At 56.3% G+C, this 22,975-nt stretch carries 19 protein-coding genes and 1 tRNA gene; 14 read left to right on the forward strand and 6 right to left on the reverse strand.

Going from position 1 to position 22,975, the window contains the following annotated elements; translation table 11 throughout:
• The first annotated feature begins 155 nt into the window (after nucleotides 1-155).
• From ACR0AH_RS02975 to ACR0AH_RS02985, 3 genes are all read left to right on the forward strand, one after another.
• Nucleotides 156-1,013 (forward strand): YihY/virulence factor BrkB family protein, encoded by an 858-nt coding sequence (locus tag ACR0AH_RS02975; RefSeq protein WP_170393012.1) that lies wholly within the window; start codon nucleotides 156-158, stop codon nucleotides 1,011-1,013.
• Nucleotides 1,013-2,917, forward strand: a complete 1,905-nt coding sequence (locus ACR0AH_RS02980; protein WP_480590853.1) for a cytochrome c3 family protein — start codon at nucleotides 1,013-1,015, stop codon at nucleotides 2,915-2,917. Before ACR0AH_RS02975 ends, ACR0AH_RS02980 begins: the two co-directional genes overlap by 1 nt.
• Nucleotides 2,918-3,008: 91 nt before the next feature.
• Nucleotides 3,009-3,203, forward strand: a complete 195-nt coding sequence (locus tag ACR0AH_RS02985) for a hypothetical protein (protein WP_480590275.1) — start codon at nucleotides 3,009-3,011, stop codon at nucleotides 3,201-3,203.
• 6 nt (nucleotides 3,204-3,209) lie between these two features.
• Here ACR0AH_RS02985 and ACR0AH_RS02990 read toward each other — a convergent pair whose 3' ends face one another.
• Together ACR0AH_RS02990 and ACR0AH_RS02995 are read right to left on the reverse strand one after the other, a co-directional pair.
• Nucleotides 3,210-3,926 carry an RlmE family RNA methyltransferase gene (locus ACR0AH_RS02990; protein WP_170393014.1) on the reverse strand — a complete coding sequence of 239 codons (717 nt, stop codon included), beginning with the start codon at nucleotides 3,924-3,926 and terminating at the stop codon, nucleotides 3,210-3,212.
• Complete coding sequence (locus ACR0AH_RS02995) at nucleotides 3,926-5,038, reverse strand: Ppx/GppA phosphatase family protein (RefSeq protein WP_170393015.1); 1,113 nt, start codon at nucleotides 5,036-5,038, stop codon at nucleotides 3,926-3,928. Before ACR0AH_RS02995 ends, ACR0AH_RS02990 begins: the two co-directional genes overlap by 1 nt.
• Before the next feature lie 241 nt (nucleotides 5,039-5,279).
• Between ACR0AH_RS02995 and ACR0AH_RS03000 the strand changes: the two genes are divergently transcribed.
• From ACR0AH_RS03000 to ACR0AH_RS03015, 4 genes are all read left to right on the forward strand, one after another.
• The gene (locus tag ACR0AH_RS03000; protein WP_170393016.1) at nucleotides 5,280-5,576 is read left to right on the forward strand and encodes a virulence factor; all 297 of its coding nucleotides are present in this window, start codon (nucleotides 5,280-5,282) and stop codon (nucleotides 5,574-5,576) included.
• A gap of 26 nt (nucleotides 5,577-5,602) precedes the next feature.
• Nucleotides 5,603-6,529, forward strand: a complete 927-nt coding sequence (locus ACR0AH_RS03005; RefSeq protein ID WP_170393017.1) for a methylenetetrahydrofolate reductase — start codon at nucleotides 5,603-5,605, stop codon at nucleotides 6,527-6,529.
• A 9-nt stretch (nucleotides 6,530-6,538) separates the two neighbouring features.
• Nucleotides 6,539-7,603 carry a methyltetrahydrofolate cobalamin methyltransferase gene (locus ACR0AH_RS03010; RefSeq protein WP_170393018.1) on the forward strand — a complete coding sequence of 355 codons (1,065 nt, stop codon included), beginning with the start codon at nucleotides 6,539-6,541 and terminating at the stop codon, nucleotides 7,601-7,603.
• Between the two features lie 111 nt (nucleotides 7,604-7,714).
• Nucleotides 7,715-7,788 (forward strand) — tRNA-Gly (locus tag ACR0AH_RS03015).
• 1 nt (nucleotide 7,789) lies between these two features.
• Here the strand turns inward: ACR0AH_RS03015 and ACR0AH_RS03020 are convergent.
• Together ACR0AH_RS03020 and ACR0AH_RS03025 are read right to left on the reverse strand one after the other, a co-directional pair.
• Nucleotides 7,790-8,647: a class I SAM-dependent methyltransferase gene (locus ACR0AH_RS03020; RefSeq protein WP_480590277.1), complete on the reverse strand. Its 858-nt coding sequence runs from the start codon at nucleotides 8,645-8,647 to the stop codon at nucleotides 7,790-7,792.
• A 24-nt stretch (nucleotides 8,648-8,671) separates the two neighbouring features.
• Complete coding sequence (locus ACR0AH_RS03025) at nucleotides 8,672-10,717, reverse strand: ASKHA domain-containing protein (protein ID WP_480590279.1); 2,046 nt, start codon at nucleotides 10,715-10,717, stop codon at nucleotides 8,672-8,674.
• A gap of 215 nt (nucleotides 10,718-10,932) precedes the next feature.
• Between ACR0AH_RS03025 and guaB the strand changes: the two genes are divergently transcribed.
• The 3 genes from guaB to ACR0AH_RS03040 all read left to right on the forward strand — a co-directional run bounded on the left by guaB (nucleotide 10,933) and on the right by ACR0AH_RS03040 (nucleotide 16,000).
• On the forward strand, nucleotides 10,933-12,381 hold the full coding sequence (gene guaB, locus ACR0AH_RS03030) for an IMP dehydrogenase (RefSeq protein ID WP_170509791.1): 1,449 nt from the start codon (nucleotides 10,933-10,935) through the stop codon (nucleotides 12,379-12,381).
• Between the two features lie 60 nt (nucleotides 12,382-12,441).
• Nucleotides 12,442-13,605: an RsmB/NOP family class I SAM-dependent RNA methyltransferase gene (locus ACR0AH_RS03035; RefSeq protein WP_480590282.1), complete on the forward strand. Its 1,164-nt coding sequence runs from the start codon at nucleotides 12,442-12,444 to the stop codon at nucleotides 13,603-13,605.
• Between the two features lie 103 nt (nucleotides 13,606-13,708).
• Nucleotides 13,709-16,000, forward strand: coding sequence for an ATP-binding protein (locus ACR0AH_RS03040; protein ID WP_480590284.1), 2,292 nt, complete (start codon nucleotides 13,709-13,711; stop codon nucleotides 15,998-16,000).
• Nucleotides 16,001-16,005: 5 nt separating this feature from the next.
• On the opposite strand, the gene ACR0AH_RS03045 is transcribed toward ACR0AH_RS03040, so the two are convergent.
• Nucleotides 16,006-16,599 (reverse strand): sulfotransferase family 2 domain-containing protein, encoded by a 594-nt coding sequence (locus ACR0AH_RS03045; RefSeq protein WP_170405857.1) that lies wholly within the window; start codon nucleotides 16,597-16,599, stop codon nucleotides 16,006-16,008.
• Between the two features lie 190 nt (nucleotides 16,600-16,789).
• Between ACR0AH_RS03045 and recA the strand changes: the two genes are divergently transcribed.
• The 4 genes from recA to ACR0AH_RS03065 all read left to right on the forward strand — a co-directional run bounded on the left by recA (nucleotide 16,790) and on the right by ACR0AH_RS03065 (nucleotide 21,976).
• Nucleotides 16,790-17,854 carry a recombinase RecA gene (recA, locus tag ACR0AH_RS03050; protein ID WP_170393025.1) on the forward strand — a complete coding sequence of 355 codons (1,065 nt, stop codon included), beginning with the start codon at nucleotides 16,790-16,792 and terminating at the stop codon, nucleotides 17,852-17,854.
• A gap of 180 nt (nucleotides 17,855-18,034) precedes the next feature.
• Nucleotides 18,035-20,707, forward strand: coding sequence for an alanine--tRNA ligase (gene alaS / locus ACR0AH_RS03055; RefSeq protein ID WP_480590855.1), 2,673 nt, complete (start codon nucleotides 18,035-18,037; stop codon nucleotides 20,705-20,707).
• Between the two features lies 1 nt (nucleotide 20,708).
• Complete coding sequence (locus ACR0AH_RS03060; RefSeq protein WP_170393026.1) at nucleotides 20,709-20,996, forward strand: DUF1330 domain-containing protein; 288 nt, start codon at nucleotides 20,709-20,711, stop codon at nucleotides 20,994-20,996.
• Nucleotides 20,997-21,355: 359 nt separating this feature from the next.
• On the forward strand, nucleotides 21,356-21,976 hold the full coding sequence (locus tag ACR0AH_RS03065; protein ID WP_480590286.1) for a transglutaminase-like cysteine peptidase: 621 nt from the start codon (nucleotides 21,356-21,358) through the stop codon (nucleotides 21,974-21,976).
• Between the two features lie 53 nt (nucleotides 21,977-22,029).
• On the opposite strand, the gene ACR0AH_RS03070 is transcribed toward ACR0AH_RS03065, so the two are convergent.
• A complete protein-coding gene (locus tag ACR0AH_RS03070) occupies nucleotides 22,030-22,728 on the reverse strand; it encodes a hypothetical protein (RefSeq protein WP_480590288.1) in 699 nt (232 codons plus the stop codon).
• Nucleotides 22,729-22,975: the final 247 nt, after the last annotated feature.

Consider the following 22,975-nt stretch of genomic DNA (forward strand, 5'->3'; position numbering starts at 1 on the left):
ATGGCCTTGGTCTGAGTGCTGCCTGGATGCGTTTTGATTGATCCTGCACAGGCTGGCGGGTTTATGCAATCCATACAGAAGGTTATACGCATGAAATCGGTGGCCTGATCCGATTGGCGGTTCTGCCAAAGGAAAAGGCAGGCTAGGCTAGCGCAATGCCAACTGTTTTGATTCCCTCGTTCGGCCAATTCCTGCGTGCGCTCTGGCTTGCTGTGCGCCGATTTAATGACAAAAACGGCTTCGTCATGAGCAGCCACGTCGCCATGTCGTTGATGATGGCCCTGTTTCCATTCGTTCTGTTCACGGTTGCGCTGGCAGGGGCCTTGTCACAGGGCTATGTGACCGATGAACTGATCGAACTGATATTTGGCGCCTGGCCCAAAGACGTGGCCGATCCCATCGTTTCAGAACTGCGTGCTGTTCTGGCCGGTGCGGGCTCGGGCGTGATCACTTTGGGTGGCTTGTTGGCGATCTACTTTGCCTCGAACGGAGTCGCCGCCGTGCGAAAGGCGATGGCGCAGGCCTATCACGACACGGACAATTGGCCCTTCTGGAAGACCCGACTGCTGTGCTTTGTGCTGGTCATAATCGGCGGTGCTGCCATTCTGGCCATCGCGGCGGTCGAAGTCGTTCTGCCGGTCTATACCCGTTTGGTTTCGGAAAAGACGGCAGTGGATGTGGACAACTGGCTGTCGGTGGATCGTCTGCGATGGACCTTTACCGTGGCTGTCCCCGCTGGCACCGTTCTTTTGGCCCATCTGATCTTGCCCACCCGACGGCACAGCCTACTACAAATCTTGCCGGGCGTAATCCTGACATTGGCTTTGTGGGCTGCAGGTGGATGGGGCTTTTCAATCTACATCGCCAAGTTTGCGACCTATAGCGCGACGTATGCCGGGCTTGCAGGGGCAATGGCAGCGCTGATTTTCCTGTACTTATGCTCGGCCATGCTGATCCTCGGGGCCGAATACAACGGTGCGCTGATCGATTTGCAAAACGAAGAGGGGCAATGATGTATCTCCGCGCTATCGTGATGACCGCGATCCTTTGGGCGACCGCGCAGCAGTCGCAGGCGCAGGACTATGTTGGATCAGACGCGTGCTCGGATTGTCATAAGGAAGAAACCGAAGCCTGGGAAAGCTCATACCATGCGCTTGCCTGGACTGAGGTGGAGGACGGCCATGTTCAGGCTGATTTCGATGGAACACGATTCTCGCATGATGGAATGAGCGTGGCCTTTGCGGATCAAGATGGAGCTCTTACGGCGCAAGTCACCGAAAAAGACGGCGTTACAACGACCTATCCGGTCCATTCAGTGGTTGGTATCGCGCCGCTACAGCAATATCTTTTCGAAACCGAACCCGGCCGATTGCAGAGTTTTGATGTGGTTTGGGACGTCGAAAAGGGCCGTTGGTTCCACCTTTACCCGGATCAGGATCTGCCTCCGAATGATGGGCTGCACTGGACCGGTCCGTACAAAAATTGGAACGCCCGCTGTGCCGAGTGTCATGCGACCGGCTATGTGAAGAACTACGACTCTGAGGAAAGGCGCTATGACTCGACACAGGTCGAAATTGGTGTCGGGTGCGAGGCTTGCCACGGGCCGGGTTCTGCGCATTTGGAGTGGACGACCGGAAAAGTGTTGCAAGACGGTTTGAGCGAGTTCGGATTCCCTACGACATGGGGCAGGGGGCAGACAGAAGCGGAAATTCAGCAATGCGCCGGCTGTCATTCCCGGCGCGAGGCGTTGGAAGATGGTAATCCGCTTCCCGGCAAGCCGTATCACGACGCCTATAACCTGGCGTTGCTGCGACCGGGTTTGTATCACCCAGATGGCCAGATTTTGGACGAGGTCTATGTTTATGGCTCATTCCTGCAGTCGCGCATGTATGCAGAAGGGGTGGGTTGTATGAATTGCCACGATCCGCACCGGGCTGAGGTGAAAGCCGAGGGTAATGGGTTGTGTACCCAATGCCACTCCCCCGCTGGCAACCCGGATTTCCCGACCCTTCGGCTGGCCGAATATGACACGCCCGCGCATCACCAACATGCTGAAAATTCTGCGGGTGGCCAATGCAAGAACTGCCACATGATCGAGCGTGTCTATATGGGGGTAGATGGCAGGCGCGATCACAGCTTCCGCATTCCCCGCCCTGATCTGGGGCTCGGAACTGATGCCTGCACCGATTGCCATGCGGATGAAGATCAGTCTTGGGCGGCGCAGCAGATTGAACTCTGGTTCCCGGAATCATCCTATAGAGTGGCGCATTATGGCACGACATTTGCAGCAGCAGGCAGTGGTCAATTGGACGACCCTGAAACGCTGGTCGCGATCGCTCTGGATGAAGGGCAGGCAGGTATCGTTCGCGCAACCGCTCTGTATTTGTTGCAACCTTTTGCAACGCCTGATCTTGCCGAGCGTCTGGCACCGTTGCTGGCTGATCCGGACCCACTGATACGTGCCAATGGACCGGTACTGCAGCGTCAGGTTCCTGCCCAGTTGCGCGCTTCGCGGTTAGAGCCGTTGTTATCCGACCCCATGCGCAATGTACGCATTTCGGCTGCGAAAGAGTTTTTATCGATCCCAGCGCAGGCCATGACGCAAGACCAACGCGCAAGCGCGCAGCAGGGCATGGCGGATTGGCAACGTAGCATTTCCAATCGTTTGGACTTTCCTGAGACCCATTTGGTGCTGGGTGGTTGGGCGCTTACGCTCAGAAACGCGCCGGCTGCAGAACGTGCATTCCGCGAGGTTGTAACGCTCGACCCGCAGCGCGTTGAGGCTTGGCCGATGCTGGTTCAACTTGCCCACATCAATCGCGGTGTTCAGGCTGCGTTGGCGACATTGGACGAGGCCTTGTTAGTGCTTCCCGATGATCCGAACTTAATGCAACTTGCGCAGGAACTCGGGAGATAGCTGGCATGGAACTGGCAGAATTGCGCCATCTTCGCGGCGCATTCTACGGTTAGCCAACCGGTATCAGCACTCGGATTGCTACAGGTGATGTATGCCGGATCGCACCGCTACCTTCGCAAAGCCGCTGACGGCGGCTCGTAAAACAACGCTTGACCAGCGTATAGAAGAGCTGCGCGCGCGCAAGCCTGTCGATATCAATCATGGCGAAGCACTGTTGCTGCAAGGCATGGCTGCGGCGTCTCTGCGGAAACAGAGCATAGCGCCGGGAAAGATCGATCTGGATTAACGCCGCTTAACCCCGGAAGCCGGTGGCGACAACAAACTTCTCGGAACTATCAGAACGTGAGGCCGGAGGCTTCACATTGGCAACCTTGTTGAATTTCTGCTTGAGCAGTTTCTGAAGGTCCCCCTCAGCCCCGCCAGCAAGCACCTTGGCAACGAAGGTGCCGCCCTCTTCCAGCACGTCGAACGCGAAATAAGCCGCCGTTTCGCACAGGGCCATGATCCGCAGGTGGTCAGTCTGTTTGTGGCCCGAAGACGCGGCCGCCATATCAGACATGACCACGTCCGCTTTGCCACCCAGCCAGTCCTTGACCTTCTGATCGGCGTCATCTTCCATGAAATCAAGGACATGCGCGGTGGCACCGGCGACGGGCTCAACCTCTTGAAGGTCAACCCCCAGAACGGTGCCGATGCGCTTGCCGCTTTTCTCGCCGAGTGCATTGACGCGTTTCACGGCGACTTGCAGCCAGCCACCGGGCGCACAACCCAGATCGACCACGCGCGCGCCGGGTACGAGAAACCGGAACTTGTCGTCCAACTCAAGTATCTTGAATGCCGCGCGTCCGCGATAGCCTTCGACCTGCGCGCGTTTGACATAGGGGTCGTTCAACTGCCGTTCCAGCCAGCGGGTCGAGCTGAGCTTGCGCCCGCGCGCGGTCTTGACCTTCACCTTCAGGTCGCGTTGCCCGCGACCCGAGTTGCTTTTGCCAGTTGGTGTCTTCGCCATCAGAACGGTCCGTCTTCCAATACACCGTCCGCACTCATTTGCGCATAAAGCAAACCCTCGCGCAGCCCACGGTCCGCCACAGAAAGGCGATCGGTGGGCCAGCAGCGCAACAGCGCCTGCAAGATGGCCGAGCCGGACATGATCAGGGCCTGCCGGTCTTCTCCGATCCGGGGATCACGGCGGCGCCCACGAGGGCCGAGTTCTAGATAGCCTCGTATCACCTTGTCAATCTGATCGCTGGTCATGCGCAATCCGTCCACCTTCGTCCGGTCATAGCGCTTGAGGCCAAGGTGTGAGGCGGCGACAGTGGTCACCGTTCCGCTGGTGCCCACAATCTGAAACCCTTCGCGGGCCTGTTCATCCTTGTAAGGTGCGAAATCGGCCAGATTTTCTTCGAAAAACCAGCTCATTAGCGCAAAACGCGCGGCATCGTCTTCGACGTCGTTGAACTGATCACGCAATGTTGCCACGCCCAGCGGGACGCTGATCCAATCGACCACTTTGGCCGCAGGGAAAGGGCTTTCAGGCGTGTGGAACCCGTTATGCAATCTCATAATCGCGGCAGGCCGATCCCGACGAGGAACAGAGGAGATGTCGATCCAGACCAATTCGGTTGAGCCGCCGCCGATATCGACGACCAACAATTGCTCGGTCTTGGTCGACACTAGCGGTGCACAGGAAATCACAGCCAGACGCGCTTCTTCCTCGGGCTGGATGATGTCGAGCGTCAGGCCGGTTTCGCGTTTAACTTGCCGGATGAAATCGCGTGAATTCTTGGCGCGACGGCAGGCCTCGGTTGCGATCAAGCGCATGCGCTTGACTTTGTTACGCTTGAGTTTTTGCTGACAAATCCGCAGCGCCTGTACGGTACGTGCCATCGACGCCCGCGACAACCGCCCGGTGCGTTCCAGACCGGCACCCAACTGCACCGATTTGGAGAAGCTGTCCACCACATGAAATCCACTGCCCTTGGGCTGGGCGATCAACATGCGGCAGCTATTTGTCCCCAAATCCAGTGCCGCATATAACGCATCTGGATCGGGTCTTGCCGGCGCGGGGCTTTCGACCGCTTTCGGGAACGCGCCCGCACCTCTGGGACGCTTGGGCGCCATCTTAAACGCCCTCCGATTTTCGAGTTACCCCGACCATAGGTCGCGCAATTGGATCACGCAAGACGCTCATTAAAGTCATTAGGATTTTGATGTTCGGTTTTGCCCACCAAGGCTTTAAAAGCTGCGGTACGCAGCCGTGGGCAAAAAGGTCGCTGCAAATACGCCGTATGTCGAAAATCGACCGACTTGGACCCACATTGAAGTTTAGAACCGGTCCATCTGGTTAGGAGGAATCACGGTAATGCCTGACGTCACCATCGTATATTGGCGCGATATTCCCGCCCAAGTCATCGTCGGCAAGGGCCGTCGTGGCGCTAAGCGGCAGTTGGAAGAGCGGTTTGAACAAGCCATCGACCGGGCCGCAATGAAGGTGAACGCCAAGGATAGTGATGCCTATCTGGCCGAGTGGCGCAAAGCCGAGCCTTTCGCAGTTGAGGGCGACCCGTCCGAAATTGCCGAAGCCGAGGCCGCGCGTTTGGAAACAGAGTACGATCAGGACCGTATCAAGACCCTGATCGCCAATGACGGTTGGGCATGAGCCCCAGATCTTTATGGGAGGCCGCTATGGCTTTGCTGAACTTCAAGAAACGTGATGCGGTCGAAAACGGCCCTGTGAACCCGACCGTCGAAGCCTTTTTGCAGGGCTACTCGATCGAGGTGATGCCGCGCACTGCAGAAAAGGTCGAAGATTTCCGCGCGCTGCTGCCAGAAGGCACCCGTGTCTACATCGCCCATATCGAGGGCACGCCAATCGAAGACATGGTCAAAACCGCCAAGCGTATCGCGGCCGAAGGTTACCCTGTCATGCCGCATTTCCCGGCACGGATCATCAAGGATGCCGCAACGCTGGAAAACTGGATTTCCATGTATCAGGGTGAAGCGGGTGTCGAGCAGGCGCTTCTGCTGGCCGGTGGGGTCGCCAAACCGCATGGTGATTTCGACAGCTCGATGCAGCTGCTGGAAACCGGACTGTTCGACAAGGCGGGGTTCAAGCGACTGCACGTAGCCGGTCACCCCGAAGGCAACAAGGATATCGATCCCGACGGCTCGACCAAGAATGTCGATGACGCGCTGCGCTGGAAGCAGAAGTTTTCGGAAACCACCGACGCCGAAATGGCGCTGGCCACTCAGTTTGCGTTCGACGCCAAGCCGATCATCGCTTGGGCAGATAGCCTGAAAGAAGCGGGTATTGATCTGCCGATCCATATCGGTATCGCGGGCCCGGCGAAGCTGCAGACGCTGATCAAATTCGCTATCGCCTGCGGCGTTGGTCCATCGCTGAAAGTCCTGCAGAAGCGCGCCATGGACGTGTCCAAGCTGCTGTTGCCTTACGAGCCAACCGATGTGGTCACCGAACTGGCCAATCACAAGGCAGCCAACCCGGATTTCAATATCACCAAGGTACACTTCTTCCCGCTGGGCGGAATCAAGACCAACGCCAACTGGGCGATCAACAACGGCGGCGCTTCGGCAAAGCCGGTTAACTCCTAAGGAACGGACATGACCCGTACAGTCGTAGAATCAAAAACAAAAACTGCCGTTCTGGGCTTTGACGAACCGTTCTGCGTTATCGGTGAGCGGATCAACCCAACGGGCCGTAAGAAACTGGCTGCCGAATTGGAAGCAGGCGATTTCTCGACAGTCGAAAAGGATGCTCTGGCGCAGGTCGCTGCAGGCGCGACCGTTCTGGATATCAACGCAGGTGTCGTCTACAACTCGAACCCCAACCCGAACGAGACCGAGCCGCCGCTGATGACCAAGATCGTCGAGCTGGTGCAGGGGCTTGTTGATGTACCGCTTTGCATCGATTCCTCGGTTCCGGGCGCTTTGGAAGCCGGTCTTGAGGCGGCGGAAGGTCGTCCGCTGTTGAACTCGGTCACCGGTGAAGAAGAGCGTCTGGAACTGGTTCTGCCACTGGTCAAGAAATACAACGTACCCGTTGTGGCGATCTCGAACGATGACACCGGAATCTCGGAAGACCCTGATGTGCGTTTTGCCGTCGCCAAAACCATCGTTGAGCGTGCAGCCGATCACGGCATCCCGGCTCATGACATCGTGGTCGATCCGCTGGTCATGCCGATTGGTGCGATGGCAACTGCTGGCCAGCAGGTGTTTGCTCTGGTCCGTCGTCTGCGGGAAGAGCTGGGCGTGAACACCACATGCGGTGCGTCCAACATCTCGTTCGGCCTGCCGAACCGTCACGGTATCAACAACGCCTTCCTGCCGATGGCAATGGGTGCTGGAATGACTTCAGCGATCATGAACCCGGTGGCTCTGCCGGTGACGCAGAAGAAGATTGCCGAAAAGAAAGAGGCCGTTGCTGCCGCCGGTATCATTCTGCCCGAGGATATGGACGACGAAACCTTTGTACAGATGTTCGGTCTGGGTTCGACCCTTCCGCGGGCGGGCAAAGAGATGGAGGCCATCCGCGCCGCCAACCTGCTGACCAACAACGACGCACATGGTGGTGAGTGGATCAGGTTCAACAAACCACCCGCCGAGGCCGGAGCCGAAGGCGAGGGTGCACGCGGACGTCGTGGCGGTGGTCGTCGTCGCCGCGCTTAAGGTAAATAAAACAATGGATTGGGCCGGATTTTTTGATCCGGCCTTTTCGATTCGTCAGCGTTTGTTGACGCTTGAACCCCAGTAAAGAGCAGTGCTAATCAATGCCCAGCGGCGGGTATGATGTAATGGTAGCCTGTCAGCTTCCCAAGCTGAACGCGCGGGTTCGATTCCCGCTACCCGCTCCAATCATTCTGCGCGTCGGGCCTGATAGAGGTTGATCATCGCCGGGATGAGGATCTCCGAACCAGACTTATACTGTCGGAACTCTTTTGCGACCGCTTCTTGAATAGCGTCAGTATCAGCCTCACTCCCTTCGAAATGAGCAACAACACGGCCCGCAGGACCAACACGTGTCACCAGCCTCGCCGTGCCTTCAACGCCGCCAAAACCCGTCAGGTTCACTGTAATCGCGTCGCCGGTTATTTCAGACAGCCCCGCTTGGGTCATCAGACCTTTGACATGGTCGATGTCGTGGAACGCCAGCGGCCCGGGCGCATAGCGGTCTACGCGGGGCGGTTGACCCATTCGCCGAACGGCGGCGACATGGGGTATCTTGAACCAAGGGTTGACGTCCAATGGCCCCCAGGAAGCGAACGTCATTTGCCCACCGGGTTTCAGTGCCGAGGCGATGTTTCGGAATGCTGCGATCGAGTCGCTAAAGAACATGACACCAAACCGGGAGATTGCGGCATCCATTTGCCCTGGTTCAAACGCGTAGGTTTGCGCATCCGCGTGCTGAAAAGTGATAGTCTGTATCCCGTTGCTTTCAGCGCGTTTGGCTGCGCGGTCCAGAAAGGGCTGTGAAATGTCAGCGGCCAGAACGTGCCCGTTCGGTCCTACCGCGCGGGCGGCAGCGATTGCGCTGACGCCCGTGCCACATCCGATATCCAGCACTTGCATACCCGCCGACAGGGCGGCCCGGTCCAGAACGAGATCAAGAACGGGCGCGAAGGCGTGGTCAAGCTGATCCTCATAGGTCAGCCATTTGGTGCCTTGTTCCGAGTTTCCCCAGAATTCCGCCTGTTCCTCGTTCACTGATGTCATGTTCGCCTCCTGTGGATGGGGCGACTATGACCTCCGGCGGCGTCGGCGGCCAGATTTTTCCTCATCCCCGCCGCCGGTATTGAAGGACGGAGCGGGCAGGGTGACGACCTGCGCCAATTCAGGGAACGGATCGGTTTTGTGCGGGATCGCATTGGCGGCGACGAAATGGTCCTGAAACTTGGGCTCGATTGCCGTTTCGACCTTGGTGATCTCGCGCACCACGCGTTCGATCTCGGCCCGCGATCCGATGTTACACAGCGCGATCCGGGCACCGGTTCCAGCGGCATTACCCGCGCTGGAGACCTTCTCCAGCGGTGCATCAGGGATCATACCCAGCACCATCGCGTGTTTGGTCGAAATATGCGCGCCGAAGGCACCGGCAAGTACCACGCGATCCACACGGTCAACCTCCATCTCATCCATTAGGAGACGCGCTCCGGCGTAGAGCGCGGATTTAGCCAACTGGATGGCACGGATATCACCCTGAGTTACCGTGATACGCGGACCGCCCTCGGTGCTGGCATCGTGGATCAGATAAGAGTTGGTGCGGCCTTCGGGAATGCAACGCGGTGTGCCCGTCTGCGCGGCCGAGCCGATCAGCCCGCTTTCGTCCAGAAGACCTGCAATGCGCATCTCGGCCACGGCCTCGATAATGCCTGAGCCGCAGATACCGGTGATGCCCGTGGTGGCAATGTCCTGATCAAAGCCTTCGTCATTCGACCATTTCTCGGACCCGATCACGCGGAAACGCGGTTCTTTGGTGACAGGATCGATTTCGATTCGTTCAATCGCACCGGGCGCGGCTCTCTGGCCCGAGCTGATCTGGGCACCCTCAAATGCGGGGCCGGTGGGTGACGAACAGGCCAGAACGCGGTGGGTGTTGCCCAGCAAGATTTCCGCATTGGTACCGACATCCACGATCAGTACCAGATCGTCGGACTTGCCGGGTTCCTCGGATAGGGCAACGGCAGCGCAGTCCGCACCCACATGGCCCGCAATACACGGCAGGATGTAGACCTGCGCGCGTGGATTCATCGTGGTCAGGTCCATCTCATGCGCAGGCAGGGACATGCTTTCCGAAGTTGCCAACGCAAATGGGGCCTGACCCAGTTCAACCGGGTCCAGACCCAGCAGAAGGTGGTGCATGACTGGATTGCAGACAAACACCGTTTCGACGATCAGAGCGGCATCGATCCCCGCTTCGTCAGCAATAGAAGTGGTCAGGTCATTGATCGCTTCGCGAACGGCCCGGGTCATTTCTTTGTCGCCACCGGGGTTCATCATGGCGTAGGACACGCGGCTCATCAGGTCTTCGCCGAAACGAATTTGCGGGTTCATCAGGCCCGAAGAAGCCTTGACTTCACCGGTTTCCAGATCGGTCAAGTGCGCAGCGATGGTGGTCGAGCCGAGGTCGATAGCCAGACCGTAAAGCCCATGTTCGTGCAGGCCGGGCCAAATTTCGACGATACGGGCCACGTTGTCCTTGTGGCCTTTGTGGACGGCGACCGTGACCTCCCATTTCCCTTTGCGCAGCGCTGGCTGCAGCTTGGACATCAGCGACAGATCGGCGGTAATCGCATCGATCTTCCATTGTTCGCGCAAGGCGCGTTCTAACCGTTCCAGATCGCCTGTGGGCGAGTGCATGTCGGGTTCTTCCACCACCACGAAATACAGGCGTGTTGCAGGGTCCATGGTGATGGCGCGGGCGGCGGCGGCCTTGCGGACCACCTGACGGTGAACCTGGCTTTCAGGAGGCACGTCGATCACCACGTCACCCTGAACCGAGGCCTGACAGCCCAAACGGCGCCCGGGTTTCAAGCCTCGTTTGTCGTCATAACGCTGTTCAACCGCGTTCCATTCGCTCAGCGCGTCCTCCGAGACGGTCACGCCATGCTTGGGAAACTCGCCATAGCTGGGGGTGATCTGACATTTCGAACAAATACCGCGTCCACCGCAGACTGAATCAAGATCGACACCCAACTGGCGCGCTGCCGTCAGGATTGGCGTGCCAACGGGAAAGTGTCCGCGTTTGCCGGACGGGGTAAAAACGACAAGAGGATCGGTGGTCATGAATGGCCTGCCTTTGTATTCGCGCGTATGCCGGCGAACATATGGGTTTGAACGCAAAGGGAAAGGGCATTCAGCGGCACGTTTTGCATTGCTTGCGTCGTTTTCGGGCGTGGCAGAAGCCCGCAGGGGAAAACAACTTGGGTTCGGGGCTTTCCCTCTGGTGAAATCCATGCAATAGGGTCACCGTCAAACGGGCTTTTGCATGGGGTTATCAAATGCAGATTCGTGAGGCACTCACCTTCGACGACGTTCTTCTGGTTCCGGGCGCATCTTCTGTGCTGCCGGCAACCGCTGATACCACCACGCGCGTGACGCGTGAGATTACGATGAACATCCCGCTGCTAAGCTCGGCGATGGACACGGTGACCGAGGCGCGTATGGCTATCGCCATGGCGCAGGCTGGGGGCATCGGCGTGGTGCACAAAAACCTCACGGTCGAGGAACAGGCCCGCGAAGTGCGTCGGGTTAAGCGGTTCGAATCCGGTATCGTCTATAACCCGGTCACGCTGCGCGCGGATCAAACATTGGCAGATGCTCAGGCTTTGGTAGAGCGCTACAACTTCACCGGCTTCCCGGTCGTTGAAGAAAGCGGTCGTGTCGTCGGCATTGTCACCAACCGAGATATGCGCTTTGCGACCTCGGATGACACGCCGATCAAAGCGATGATGACCTCTGACAATCTGGCGATGCTGCAAGAGCCCGCCGATCTGGAAGAGGCCAAAAGCCTTATGCGTGCGCGTCGGATCGAAAAGTTGCTGGTCGTCGATGGCGAGGGCAAGCTGACAGGCTTACTGACGCTGAAAGATACCGAACAGGCCGTGCTGAACCCTACGGCCTGTAAAGACCGGTTGGGCCGTCTGCGTGTGGCTGCTGCAACCTCGGTCGGAGACGCGGGGTTCGAGCGGTCAGAGCAGTTGGTCGATTCCGGGGTCGATATCATTGTTGTGGATACCGCACATGGTCATTCGCAAGGTGTTCTGGATGCGGTGAAACGTGCCAAGACGCTGTCGAACGAGGTTCAGATCATCGCCGGTAACGTCGCCACTGCCGAGGCCACCAAAGCGCTGATCGATGCAGGTGCAGACGCGATCAAAGTGGGCATCGGGCCCGGCTCGATCTGTACCACACGGATGGTCGCGGGCGTTGGCGTCCCTCAGTTGACGGCCATCATGGATTGTGCCGCTGCGGCGGGGGAAGTTCCGGTCATCGCGGATGGTGGCATCAAATTCTCGGGCGATTTCGCCAAGGCGATTGCGGCAGGGGCATCCTGCGCCATGGTCGGTTCGATGATTGCGGGCACGGATGAAAGCCCGGGCGAGGTGATCCTCTATCAAGGCCGCTCGTTCAAATCGTATCGCGGCATGGGAAGTCTGGGTGCGATGGCGCGCGGCTCGGCGGATCGATATTTCCAGAAGGACGCCGCGAATGACAAGCTGGTGCCCGAAGGGATCGAAGGCCAGGTGCCGTACAAAGGGTCCGCAAGCGCTGTTGTGCACCAACTGGTTGGAGGTTTGCGCGCGGCGATGGGCTATACCGGTTGTGCCACCGTCGATGAGATGCGCCAGAACTGCAACTTTGTCAAAATCACTGGCGCAGGTTTGAAGGAAAGCCATGTGCATGACGTTCAGATCACACGGGAAAGCCCCAATTATCGCGTGATGTAAGTTTGTGAGATCCTTCAGGGGGTCTCTCGAAATTGATCGTGTAGACGAACGGAAATCGCGATGACACCTGCTGCTCGGGTTCAGGCCTCGATCGAGATCCTCGATGACATTCTTGCCGGTGCACCGGTCGAGAAGGCGTTGACCGGCTGGGCTCGACGCAGTCGGTTCGCGGGATCTAAGGATCGCGCTGCGATCCGGGATCATGTGTTTGATGCATTGCGGTGCAAACGATCCTTCTCGGCGCTCGGTGGGTCCGAGACGGGGCGCGGCCTGATGATCGGTGCCGCCCGATCCTTGGACTCAGACCTAACGTCATTATTTTCGGGTGCGCGGTATGCACCTGCAGAGGTAACCGAAGCTGACCAACCCAGGTCATTTCGGAGCGACGCAGAACGTCTGGATATCCCCGAGTGGTTGTGGCCCCAATTTCAGGCCGCGTTGAAGGACGAAGCTGAACTTGCCGCAGCCGCGCTACAATCGCGCGCTCCGATTCAACTGAGGGTCAACCTGCTGAAAACTGACATGCCTACAGCCATTCAACGACTGGCTGCCGAGGAGATCACGGCGCATCCACATCCGGCCTGCGATACTGCATTGGAAGTTACCGAGGGCGCACGCAAGATATCTCAGAGCGGTCCGTATACAGATGGGCTGGTTGAGTTGCAGGATGCCGCAAGCCAGGCGGTTGTTGCCGCGCTTGATTTGCAGCCAGGCATGCGAGTTCTGGACTACTGTGCAGGCGGCGGTGGTAAGGCTTTGGCTTTGGCGGCAAGGGCCCCCGGCGTTCACGTCTTTGCCCATGATGCCAGTCCCAAACGCATGCGGGATTTGTCAGCACGCGCGGCAAGGGCGGGCGCAGATGTCACGATCTTGACCACAGGCCAAGTCTCCAGTCAGGCGCCGTTCGATGTCGTTTTGACAGATGTGCCCTGTTCCGGCAGCGGATCGTGGCGCCGCGCACCGGCAGGGAAATGGGCGCTTACGCCGGAGCGCTTGGACGAGCTGACGCAGATTCAGGCCGCTATACTACGAGACGTTTCACCTCTCGTTGCGCCCAAAGGCGTGCTTGCCTATGCGACCTGCTCGATGCTGACGATTGAAAACGACGGCATTATTGATGGATTCTTGGCCAGCAATCCCGAATGGCAGAGCGGATACCGCAAAACGTGGCTGGTTTCACACGGGACCGATGGATTTTTTACAGCACACTTGACGCGAATATAAACTTTAAAACACAACCTTAAGAAGTTTATGTCACTGATCATTAAGCAGCAATTAACCATTGCAGGCAGATATTGATCAGAAATTGTAATAATCCGGGCTGTTTATGTCTATTCAATCTGAATTTAACCCCTCTCGATCAAGTGGATGGGGCATTGATCGTGGGCGCTATGCCTCGCTGGCATTGATCGCCATTTTATTGAGCGTACTTTCCTTCTTTGACGTTTTGCCGCCACGGTTAAGTGCCGGGGTCGCAGCCGTTGGCTTGTCCTTCCTGGTAGTAGTGGTCTTTGCCTTGGCGCGCGCTTGGATATTGAATCAGATCGAAGCGCAAACATACGCTGCGATGACGGGTTTTCTAGAGCAAGAAACCGATGCCTGTGTCATTTCGGATGCGACGGGCGAGGTGCTAGTTGCAAACGCTCAGGCCAATGCGCGTCTTATTCGGAACGCGGGTACGCGACTAGATGAGTCTCTGCGTACCGTATTTGCAAACCCGTCGGCGGTGCTGTTGCGTTTGCAGTCTCGTGCCCTGAAACGGGGCTTTTGGGAAGAAGATGTTGTCACGCGCGGACAAACAATACCGGTGTCTGTTTCAAAGCTGGGTGAAAATCGGTTTTGCTGGCGTTTTAGAATAGATGCACCCCAGATCTGGCGCAGCGTGAAGCGGCCGGTTCTGACGGTCGGACGAAATGACGTGGTGCTGGATGCCAATGATGCGGCAATTGAACTTTTTGGTCAGATTCCCACATGCCTCAAGCCGATGGTTCAGGCTGGCGGTGCAGTTGATGGTAGCATCATACAGATTAAAACCGGGGAAACCGAAGCACCATTCACTGTCACAACGCTAAGGCACAGCGGTATTGTGCGTGAGTTGCTTTTGACGCCGCTGCAGCACGCCGAAGGACCGCAGCACACGACATCATTTGCAGATTTGCCAGTTGCGATCATGTGCATGTCTCCCGATGGAGATGTTAGCGAAGCAAACCACCTCGCAGTTGAATTGGTCGGTGAGATCCAACCGGGGCGGACGAATATCGAAAGCATGATGCAGGGGCTCGGCTATCCGATCAGGGACTGGCTGGCGAGTGCTGCCGAACAAGGCGCAGCACCGCGGTCTGAATTCCTGCGTTTGGTGCGCAAGGACAAAGAGGTATTTGTGCAAGTTACGCTGTCACGGATTCTCAGGGATGGTCAGGTCTGTCTTATTGCGGTTCTGAACGATGCCACCGAACTGAAAACGATGGAGGCGCAGTTTGTTCAAGGCCAGAAGATGCAAGCCGTTGGGCAATTGGCTGGCGGGGTCGCACATGATTTCAATAACTTGCTGACGGCGATTTCGGGGCATTGTGATCTGTTGCTGTTGCGCCATGACCAAGATGACCCGAATTACGGCGATCTTATACAGATCAATCAGAACGCCAACCGTGCTGCAGCGTTGGTCAGCCAGCTTCTGGCCTTTTCGCGCAAACAAACGCTCCGGCCCGAGGTGCTGGATCTGCGAGATACGATTTCAGACCTTATCCATTTGCTAAACCGTCTTGTGGGCGAGAAGGTCCGCCTGACGCTCAGTCATGATCCGGTGCTCAAATCCGTCTGTGCGGACAAGCGCCAGTTAGAGCAGGTCTTGATGAACCTGGTCGTCAATGCGCGTGATGCGATGCCTGAGGGTGGGGAGATTCGGATCGAGACCGAAGTAGTGACATTGGATCAATCGATCACGCGCGATCGGGCGACGGTACAGCCGGGGGAATATGTTACGGTCAAAGTCATCGATAGCGGCATCGGGATTCCTGCAGACAAACTGCAAAAGGTGTTTGAGCCATTTTATACGACCAAACGCACAGGCGAGGGGACGGGGCTGGGGCTATCGACTGTTTACGGGATCGTAAAACAGACTGGTGGTTTCATATTTGTCGACAGTGTGCAGGACCGGGGAACGGAATTCACCGTGCTCTTGCCTGTGAGTTCCCGGGTCCAAGAATCGGAGCCTGAGGTACCCGATACGTCAGAGGTGCAAAGTTCCCGATTGGGTGAAGGCGTGGTTTTGTTGGTCGAAGACGAAGCCCCGGTGCGCGCCTTCGCGACGCGGGCGCTTCGCTTGAAAGGCTACACTGTGCTTGAAGCTGAATCAGCCGAAGATGCGCTGCAATTGTTGGACGACCCCAATTCGCTGGTGGATGTTTTTGTTACCGATGTCGTCATGCCCGGAATGGACGGCCCGACCTGGGTGCGCGAGGCCATGAAAACACGGCCTGACGTGCGGGTGGTCTTCATGTCAGGCTATACTGAGGGGGCATTCGGCGAATCTGGTCCTCAGATCGAAAATTCCACCTTCCTGCCCAAGCCGTTTTCGTTGACCCAGCTGACCGAAGCGGTGTTTCAGCAAATGAATTGAAAACGCTATTCGGCAGCACGATACAATGCGTATTCTGCGGCGTTCAATGATTGGAACCGGAGTTCAGTTTGTTTTGAGAAGTCCATCGGGCAAGCGGGCGAGACGTTCTCACGCGGTAGATCGATTTTACATTCCAGCCGATTCTGAAGGAAATCCAGTATCTTTTGCTGGCTGTCATATTTGAAGATATGCGCAACACCTTTACCGTTACTGCGGGGTTGCAAAAAATCGGTTTGGCATCCCACATCTGCGTAGACCGGGCGGGGGGTTTGCATATAGGCGTCAAGGAATGCCTCGAAGCTTAAACCTTTTGTGGAATGCGGATGACCTGCCAATTCGGCGCGCGTTCGATATCGATACCAACTTCCCAACCAATCGACAGGTTCGCGCACAATGGCCATGACGTCCATTTCTGCATCAAACATCTTGCGAAACATGGTCTGGAAGAAACGATCATAGCGACGCATGTTCGCATGTTTCAGGTCTGTTGGTCCGGACACGACGATATCGGCCCTATCGCGTAAAGCTGATTGATACGCGGTGGAGCCGGTCTTTGGAACAGACAGAAGCGCAAGCCGCTTTTCATAGAAAACAAGCATTTATCTTTTCTCTTCAATGCCTTTCATGTCTCAGATTGTCGTAAACGACTCTTTAACACAATTGCTGAAGAGTAGTTTTCATAAGTTTTAGTTGAAATGTTCTCTTTTTGGTCCCATAAGGAACAAGAGGCGAACAAAGCAGCGATTGCCGCCCGATCAAGGGTGTGACAAAAGAGAAGGCGACAGGACAATGGCGGATCTTCTGACGATGAGCGACAAGAAAAACGCAGACAAGCAAAAGGCGCTCGACAGCGCATTGGCCCAGATCGAACGGCAGTTCGGCAAAGGCTCGATCATGAAGTTGGGCGAAGATTCCAAGCAGGATATCGATGCGAGCTCGACCGGGTCGCTGGGCTTGGATATCGCGCTGGGGATCGGCGGCCTGCCGATGGGGCGGATCGTCGAGATTTATGGCCCGGAAAGCTCGGGTAAGACCACGCTGACGCTGCACTGCATCGCTGAACAGCAAAAACGCGGCGGAGTCTGCGCGTTCGTCGACGCAGAACATGCGCTGGACCCTCAATATGCGCGCAAGCTGGGTGTGGATCTGGATGAATTGCTGATCTCTCAGCCCGACACTGGCGAGCAGGCACTTGAGATCACCGACACCTTGGTGCGGTCGGGAGCCGTGAACATGGTCGTGGTCGACTCGGTTGCGGCGCTGACGCCGAAATCCGAGTTGGAAGGCGACATGGGTGACAGCAGCGTCGGTGTTCAGGCCCGGCTGATGAGCCAGGCGATGCGCAAGCTGACCGGCTCGATCAATCGCTCGAACTGCATGGTGATCTTCATAAACCAGATCAGGATGAAGATCGGTGTGATGTTTGGCAGCCCGGAAACCACTACCGGTGGTAATGCGTTGAAATTCTACAGCTCGGTCCGTCTGGATATTCGCCGTATCGGTGCGATCAAGGATCGGGACGAAGTTGTGGGCAACCAGACCCGCGTCAAGGTCGTCAAGAACAAGGTGGCACCGCCGTTCAAGCAGGTGGAATTCGACATCATGTATGGCGAAGGCATCAGCAAAATGGGTGAGCTGCTGGATTTGGGCGTCAAGGCCGGTGTGGTCGAAAAGTCGGGTTCGTGGTTCAGCTACGGTGATGAGCGGATCGGGCAGGGGCGTGAGAATGCCAAGCAATATCTGCGTGACAATTCCCGTGCGGCGCTCGAGATCGAAGACAAAATACGTGCCGCGCATGGGTTAGACTTTGAAATGCCACCCGAGGCGGAAGAGGATGACATCCTCGAAGCTTAAAGCGTGCCTGAGGGGGAACCAAAGAAATCCCCCAGCACCCCGGTAATGCTAAAATATCTGGAACAGGGTGGTCCCTCGGGGCCGCCTTGTTTCGTTTCGGATGGACCAATGCTGTGGACACTCTTGGGGGGTGGGGCTAAACCTTTGCTGACCATAACGACTGCGCGCCGAGAGAGCCTTATGCCAACGCTGAACGACATTCGATCTACCTTCCTGAACTACTTTGCCAAGCAGGGGCACGAAGTGGTTGCGTCTAGCCCGCTGGTTCCGCGCAATGATCCGACACTGATGTTCGTCAACTCGGGTATGGTTCAGTTCAAGAATCTGTTTACTGGCGTCGAAACCCGCGACTACAGCCGTGCTACCACTGCACAGAAATGCGTGCGTGCAGGCGGCAAACACAACGATCTGGACAATGTGGGCTATACCGCTCGCCACCATACGTTCTTTGAAATGCTGGGGAATTTCTCATTCGGGGATTACTTTAAGCATGAGGCGATACCGTTCGCTTGGGAACTGATCACCAAAGAATTTGGTATCGATAAGAACCGTCTGTTGGCCACTGTCTATCACACCGATGATGAGGCATTTGAAATCTGGAAAAAGGTTGGTGTCCCTGAAGACCGGATCATCCGCATCGCTACTAATGACAATTTCTGGCAAATGGGCCCTACCGGCCCCTGCGGCCCGTGCACCGAGATTTTCTATGACCACGGTGATCACATCTGGGGCGGGCCTCCGGGTTCGGCTGAGGAAGATGGTGATCGGTTCATCGAAATCTGGAACATCGTTTTCATGCAGAACGAACAGTTCGAAGACGGCTCGATGGTCGAACTCGACATGCAGTCGATCGACACCGGCATGGGATTGGAACGCATTGGAGCGTTGCTGCAAGGCAGCCACGACAATTATGACACCGATCTGTTCAAAACGCTGATCGAAGCCTCCGCGGATGCGACCGGTGTTGATCCTTATGGGGATCAAAACGTGCATCATCGCGTGATTGCGGACCACTTGCGTTCAACTTCGTTCCTGATCGCGGATGGTGTGATGCCGTCAAATGATGGGCGAGGGTATGTTCTGCGCCGTATCATGCGCCGCGCGATGCGCCATGCGCATCTGTTGGGGGCCAAAGATCCGGTGATGCACCGCCTGGTACCCACGCTGGTGCAATTGATGGGTGCGCAATATTCAGAGCTTGGTCAGGCGCAGCCACTGATCGAAGAGACACTGCTGCTTGAGGAAACTCGGTTCAAGCAAACTTTGGATCGCGGTCTGAAGCTGTTGGATGAGGAAGTTTCGGGCCTACCTGAAGGCGATCCACTACCCGGAGACGCGGCGTTCAAACTGTATGATACCTATGGTTTCCCGCTCGATCTGACGCAGGATGCGCTGCGCGAGAAAGGTCGAACCGTCGACACCGATGGATTTGACGTGGCCATGGCCGAACAAAAAGCCAAGGCACGCGCGGCGTGGGCCGGGTCTGGCGAATCTGCCGATCAGGTGGTTTGGTTCGATGTGCTGGATGCGGCCGGTGCGACCGATTTCCTTGGCTACGATACTGAAAAGGCCGAAGGTCAGGTCGCTGCGTTGGTGGTCGATGGTGTATTGGTCGACAAGATCGAGAAGGGTGGTACCGGCTGGGTCGTAGTCAACCAGACACCGTTCTATGGCGAGGCCGGCGGCCAGGTCGGCGACACCGGTGAAATTCGCAGGCTGGATGAGCGCGACGATATCGCCCGTGTTGAAGACACCAGAAAGTTTGCTGATGGCAAAGTCTATGCTCACAAGGTCACGATTGATCATGGGGAGATCTCAAAAGGTGACGCAGTTGAGCTGGAAGTCGATCACGCGCGACGCACGGCCATTCGTGCCAACCACTCCGCGACGCACCTTCTGCATGAAGCCCTGCGTGAGACATTGGGTGATCACGTGGCGCAGCGCGGGTCGCTCAACGCATCAGATCGTTTGCGGTTCGATTTCAGCCATTCCAAGGCTCTGACACTGGAAGAAGTGCAGAAAGTTGAGCGAGAGGTGAACGCATTCATCCGCCAAAACTCAACCGTGGAAACCAGGATTATGACACCGGATGACGCCCGTGAACTGGGTGCTCAAGCTCTGTTCGGTGAGAAATACGGGGATGAGGTGCGCGTGGTTTCGATGGGCAAAGCACCCACCGGCAAAGGCCAGGATGGTGAGACATGGTCGATTGAACTGTGTGGCGGCACCCATGTGCGCCAGACCGGTGATATCGGAACCTTCGTCGTGCTGGGCGACAGTGCCAGCAGCGCGGGCGTGCGGCGGATCGAGGCTTTGACCGGTGATGACGCATTTAAGTATCTGTCGAAACAGGATCATCGCCTTTCCTCAATTGCGCTTGAGTTGAAAGCGCAGCCTGATGACGTTGTGGCGCGTGTGAAGACTCTGTTGGATGAGCGTAAGTCGCTGCAAAACGAAGTTGCGCAGTTGCGCCGTGATCTGGCCATGGCCGGAGGCGCGGGGCAGGGCGGTGGAGCGGAAGCGCGCGATGTGAACGGTGTGGCGTTCTTTGCGCAGTCGCTCTCGGGTGTGTCCGGAAAGGACCTGCCTGCATTGATTGATGAGCACAAAAGCCGTTTGGGAACCGGTGCAGTATTGTTGATTGCTGATACCGGCGGCAAAGCGGCTGTTGCTGCGGGCGTCACGTCTGACCTGACAGACACGGTATCTGCGGTGGATCTGGTCCGCGCGGCGGTCGCTGAACTGGGCGGCAAAGGCGGTGGCGGACGGCCTGACATGGCACAGGGGGGGGGCAAGGATGCCTCGAATGCAGAGGCTGCAATCAAGGCCGCTGAACAGGTTTTGGGAGGATAAGATGCCAGCACTTTGGATCGCACACGTCACTGTGACAGACGCCGATGCTTATGGAAAATACGCCGAGCTTGCAGGGCCGGCAATTGCGGCGCATGGGGGTGAATTCATCGCCCGCGCGGCACGTTACGTGCAGTTAGAGGGCAAAGAGCGACCACGCAATGTGGTCGCCCGCTTCCCAACCGTAGAGGCTGCGGTAGAGTGCTACAATTCTCCTGCATATCAGCAGGCATTGGATCATGCCCGTGGCGCCAGCGAGCGAGAGCTGGTGGTCGTTGAAATTACCGACTGAGAATCAGGCTAAATCTACCTTCGCATGAAATTTGCAAATTCTGCCCGGCCCCGAGCCGTGCGACCTGCCATGCATTTTAGCGTGGGCGGCTCTTCACGATCGCTCTGAATTTATACACATTATTACAATGGGTTGTGCGTACTTCCTGTTGATTTTGAACATATTTCTCTGTCCGATTGTGGCACTTCGCGCCACTTTCTTGCGCGGAAATGGTCACGAAATGTGACGAATTTCCGCCGTTTTTTCCGCTCAATCTCGGATTTGATTGCGTGACAACCACGGTTTGCGGATATGGTCCGGTATACAGATGGGTTCTGATCCACGCAGTTTGCAGGGATTAATAGGACTCGAGGGACAGCATGAAATTCTTTGGTACGACCATAGATGCCCACTTAAAGAGCGCTGCCAAGCTTGGCGGGCTGTTTGGTTTGGCTATCCTGATTAACGGTTCGCTGTTGTTTGGGACTGAAGCATCGGCGAAAGATGCCGCGTTTATCCCGAGTATCGCTGCCTCGCCACCACCCTCGGGTGCGCGTCAGCTTTGCGGTAAGTATTCCTGGGCATGTGCGCAAAAAGGTATCGGTTCCTTATCTACCAGCCAAGAATTGAAGCTTGTCAAAGAGATCAACCGCCGCGTTAATCGATCCACGCGAGAGGTCACGGATCAGTCGCAATACAAAACCAGTGAACTTTGGGCGCTTCCAACGTCGCGCGGTGGTGACTGCGAAGATTTTGCGCTTCTAAAGAAAAGAGATTTGATCCAGGCTGGTTTCGACCCTCGTAAACTACTGCTCGCGACAGTGTTGGATACGCGCAGAAACTCTCATGCTGTTTTGGTCTATCGGTCAAGCGACGGCGATCTGGTTCTGGATAATTTGACCAATCAGATCAAGCCTTGGAAGGCGACGCGCTATCTGTTCCTGAGGATGCAAGATCCTAAACAGCCACGTAATTGGGTCGGAGTTTTCGGTAAGAGCTAGAAAATCGTGAAACAAAAAAGGGCGCCTGTAATGAGCAGCGCCCTTTTTCAGCATTAGTTATCAAATATACTAGTATTAACTTTGTTTTTCGACTTTTTGTTTTTTGACTTTTTGTTTTTTGACTTTTTGTTTTTTGACTTTTTGTCTTTGGACTTTTTGTTCTTCATTTTTTTGTCTTTGGACTTTTTGCCCTTGGATTTCTTGTCATTAGACTTTAGTTCCTTCAACTTTCCGTCGTCCGAATTGTCGTCATCAGGCTCATTGTCATCGGGCTGGTTGTCATCGGGCTGGTTGTCATCAGGATCATTGTCATCAGGATCATTGTCATCAGGATCGTTGTCATTTCCGTTGTTGTTACCTCCCGGCGTCGACGAACCGGGGTCGTTGTCCGGAGAAGAATCACCGCTAGGGCCGGAACTTGAACTTTCCCGCTCAGATTCATCTGATGGACCGTCGCCAGATCTTTGGTCGGCGAAGCCGATGCTTGCAGTTGGCAGGTCGGTCAAAACAGCTGCAAATCGCGGGCAATCAAGAATGGTACGTTCCAAGATAGACTCGAAGTCGGCGCGTCGCTGGATATACCGGAGCATGCCCGAAGTAACCACGTCACACGCACAAAGCGTGTTCGAAGATACAGATTGTTTGGCCGTTCTCACGGTACATGTGCCAGCTGCCTGAGCGGAATTTACGAAGGTGAAGGGTAAGATTGCGGAAGCAAAAGCAATCGATAACAGTTTGGATCTAATGCGCATCGCACGCTCCTTAAGCACTCGTTAACTAATCTGCCGTTTACTCAAACGGCGTCACACTTTGAACACAAAGTCCTCTTTCTATCGCCTATATTCAAGCAAACTTTCTGTTGGATTTCTGTGATCCAGCTCACTCAAACGCGATTAACCCATAAAAAACAAAAAGAAGACCTGCTGTTGCACCAGGTCTTCTTTTTCTGTGTTGTTTCTAGCCTGACGCAAAAATGTCACGAATGTGGCAATGTTTCCA

Source organism: Ruegeria sp. AM5 (assembly GCF_056540645.1).

Excerpts from the sequence above, each read along its gene's own strand:
- ACR0AH_RS02975 (WP_170393012.1), top strand. The coding sequence starts at position 156 with ATGCCAACTGTTTTGATTCCCTCGTTCGGCCAATTCCTGCGTGCGCTC.
- ACR0AH_RS02980 (WP_480590853.1), top strand. The coding sequence starts at position 1,013 with ATGTATCTCCGCGCTATCGTGATGACCGCGATCCTTTGGGCGACCGCG.
- ACR0AH_RS02985 (WP_480590275.1), top strand. The coding sequence starts at position 3,009 with ATGCCGGATCGCACCGCTACCTTCGCAAAGCCGCTGACGGCGGCTCGT.
- ACR0AH_RS02990 (WP_170393014.1), bottom strand. The coding sequence starts at position 3,926 with ATGGCGAAGACACCAACTGGCAAAAGCAACTCGGGTCGCGGGCAACGC.
- ACR0AH_RS02995 (WP_170393015.1), bottom strand. The coding sequence starts at position 5,038 with ATGGCGCCCAAGCGTCCCAGAGGTGCGGGCGCGTTCCCGAAAGCGGTC.
- ACR0AH_RS03000 (WP_170393016.1), top strand. The coding sequence starts at position 5,280 with ATGCCTGACGTCACCATCGTATATTGGCGCGATATTCCCGCCCAAGTC.
- ACR0AH_RS03005 (WP_170393017.1), top strand. The coding sequence starts at position 5,603 with ATGGCTTTGCTGAACTTCAAGAAACGTGATGCGGTCGAAAACGGCCCT.
- ACR0AH_RS03010 (WP_170393018.1), top strand. The coding sequence starts at position 6,539 with ATGACCCGTACAGTCGTAGAATCAAAAACAAAAACTGCCGTTCTGGGC.
- ACR0AH_RS03020 (WP_480590277.1), bottom strand. The coding sequence starts at position 8,647 with ATGACATCAGTGAACGAGGAACAGGCGGAATTCTGGGGAAACTCGGAA.
- ACR0AH_RS03025 (WP_480590279.1), bottom strand. The coding sequence starts at position 10,717 with ATGACCACCGATCCTCTTGTCGTTTTTACCCCGTCCGGCAAACGCGGA.
- guaB (WP_170509791.1), top strand. The coding sequence starts at position 10,933 with ATGCAGATTCGTGAGGCACTCACCTTCGACGACGTTCTTCTGGTTCCG.
- ACR0AH_RS03035 (WP_480590282.1), top strand. The coding sequence starts at position 12,442 with ATGACACCTGCTGCTCGGGTTCAGGCCTCGATCGAGATCCTCGATGAC.
- ACR0AH_RS03040 (WP_480590284.1), top strand. The coding sequence starts at position 13,709 with ATGTCTATTCAATCTGAATTTAACCCCTCTCGATCAAGTGGATGGGGC.
- ACR0AH_RS03045 (WP_170405857.1), bottom strand. The coding sequence starts at position 16,599 with ATGCTTGTTTTCTATGAAAAGCGGCTTGCGCTTCTGTCTGTTCCAAAG.
- recA (WP_170393025.1), top strand. The coding sequence starts at position 16,790 with ATGGCGGATCTTCTGACGATGAGCGACAAGAAAAACGCAGACAAGCAA.
- alaS (WP_480590855.1), top strand. The coding sequence starts at position 18,035 with ATGCCAACGCTGAACGACATTCGATCTACCTTCCTGAACTACTTTGCC.
- ACR0AH_RS03060 (WP_170393026.1), top strand. The coding sequence starts at position 20,709 with ATGCCAGCACTTTGGATCGCACACGTCACTGTGACAGACGCCGATGCT.
- ACR0AH_RS03065 (WP_480590286.1), top strand. The coding sequence starts at position 21,356 with ATGAAATTCTTTGGTACGACCATAGATGCCCACTTAAAGAGCGCTGCC.
- ACR0AH_RS03070 (WP_480590288.1), bottom strand. The coding sequence starts at position 22,728 with ATGCGCATTAGATCCAAACTGTTATCGATTGCTTTTGCTTCCGCAATC.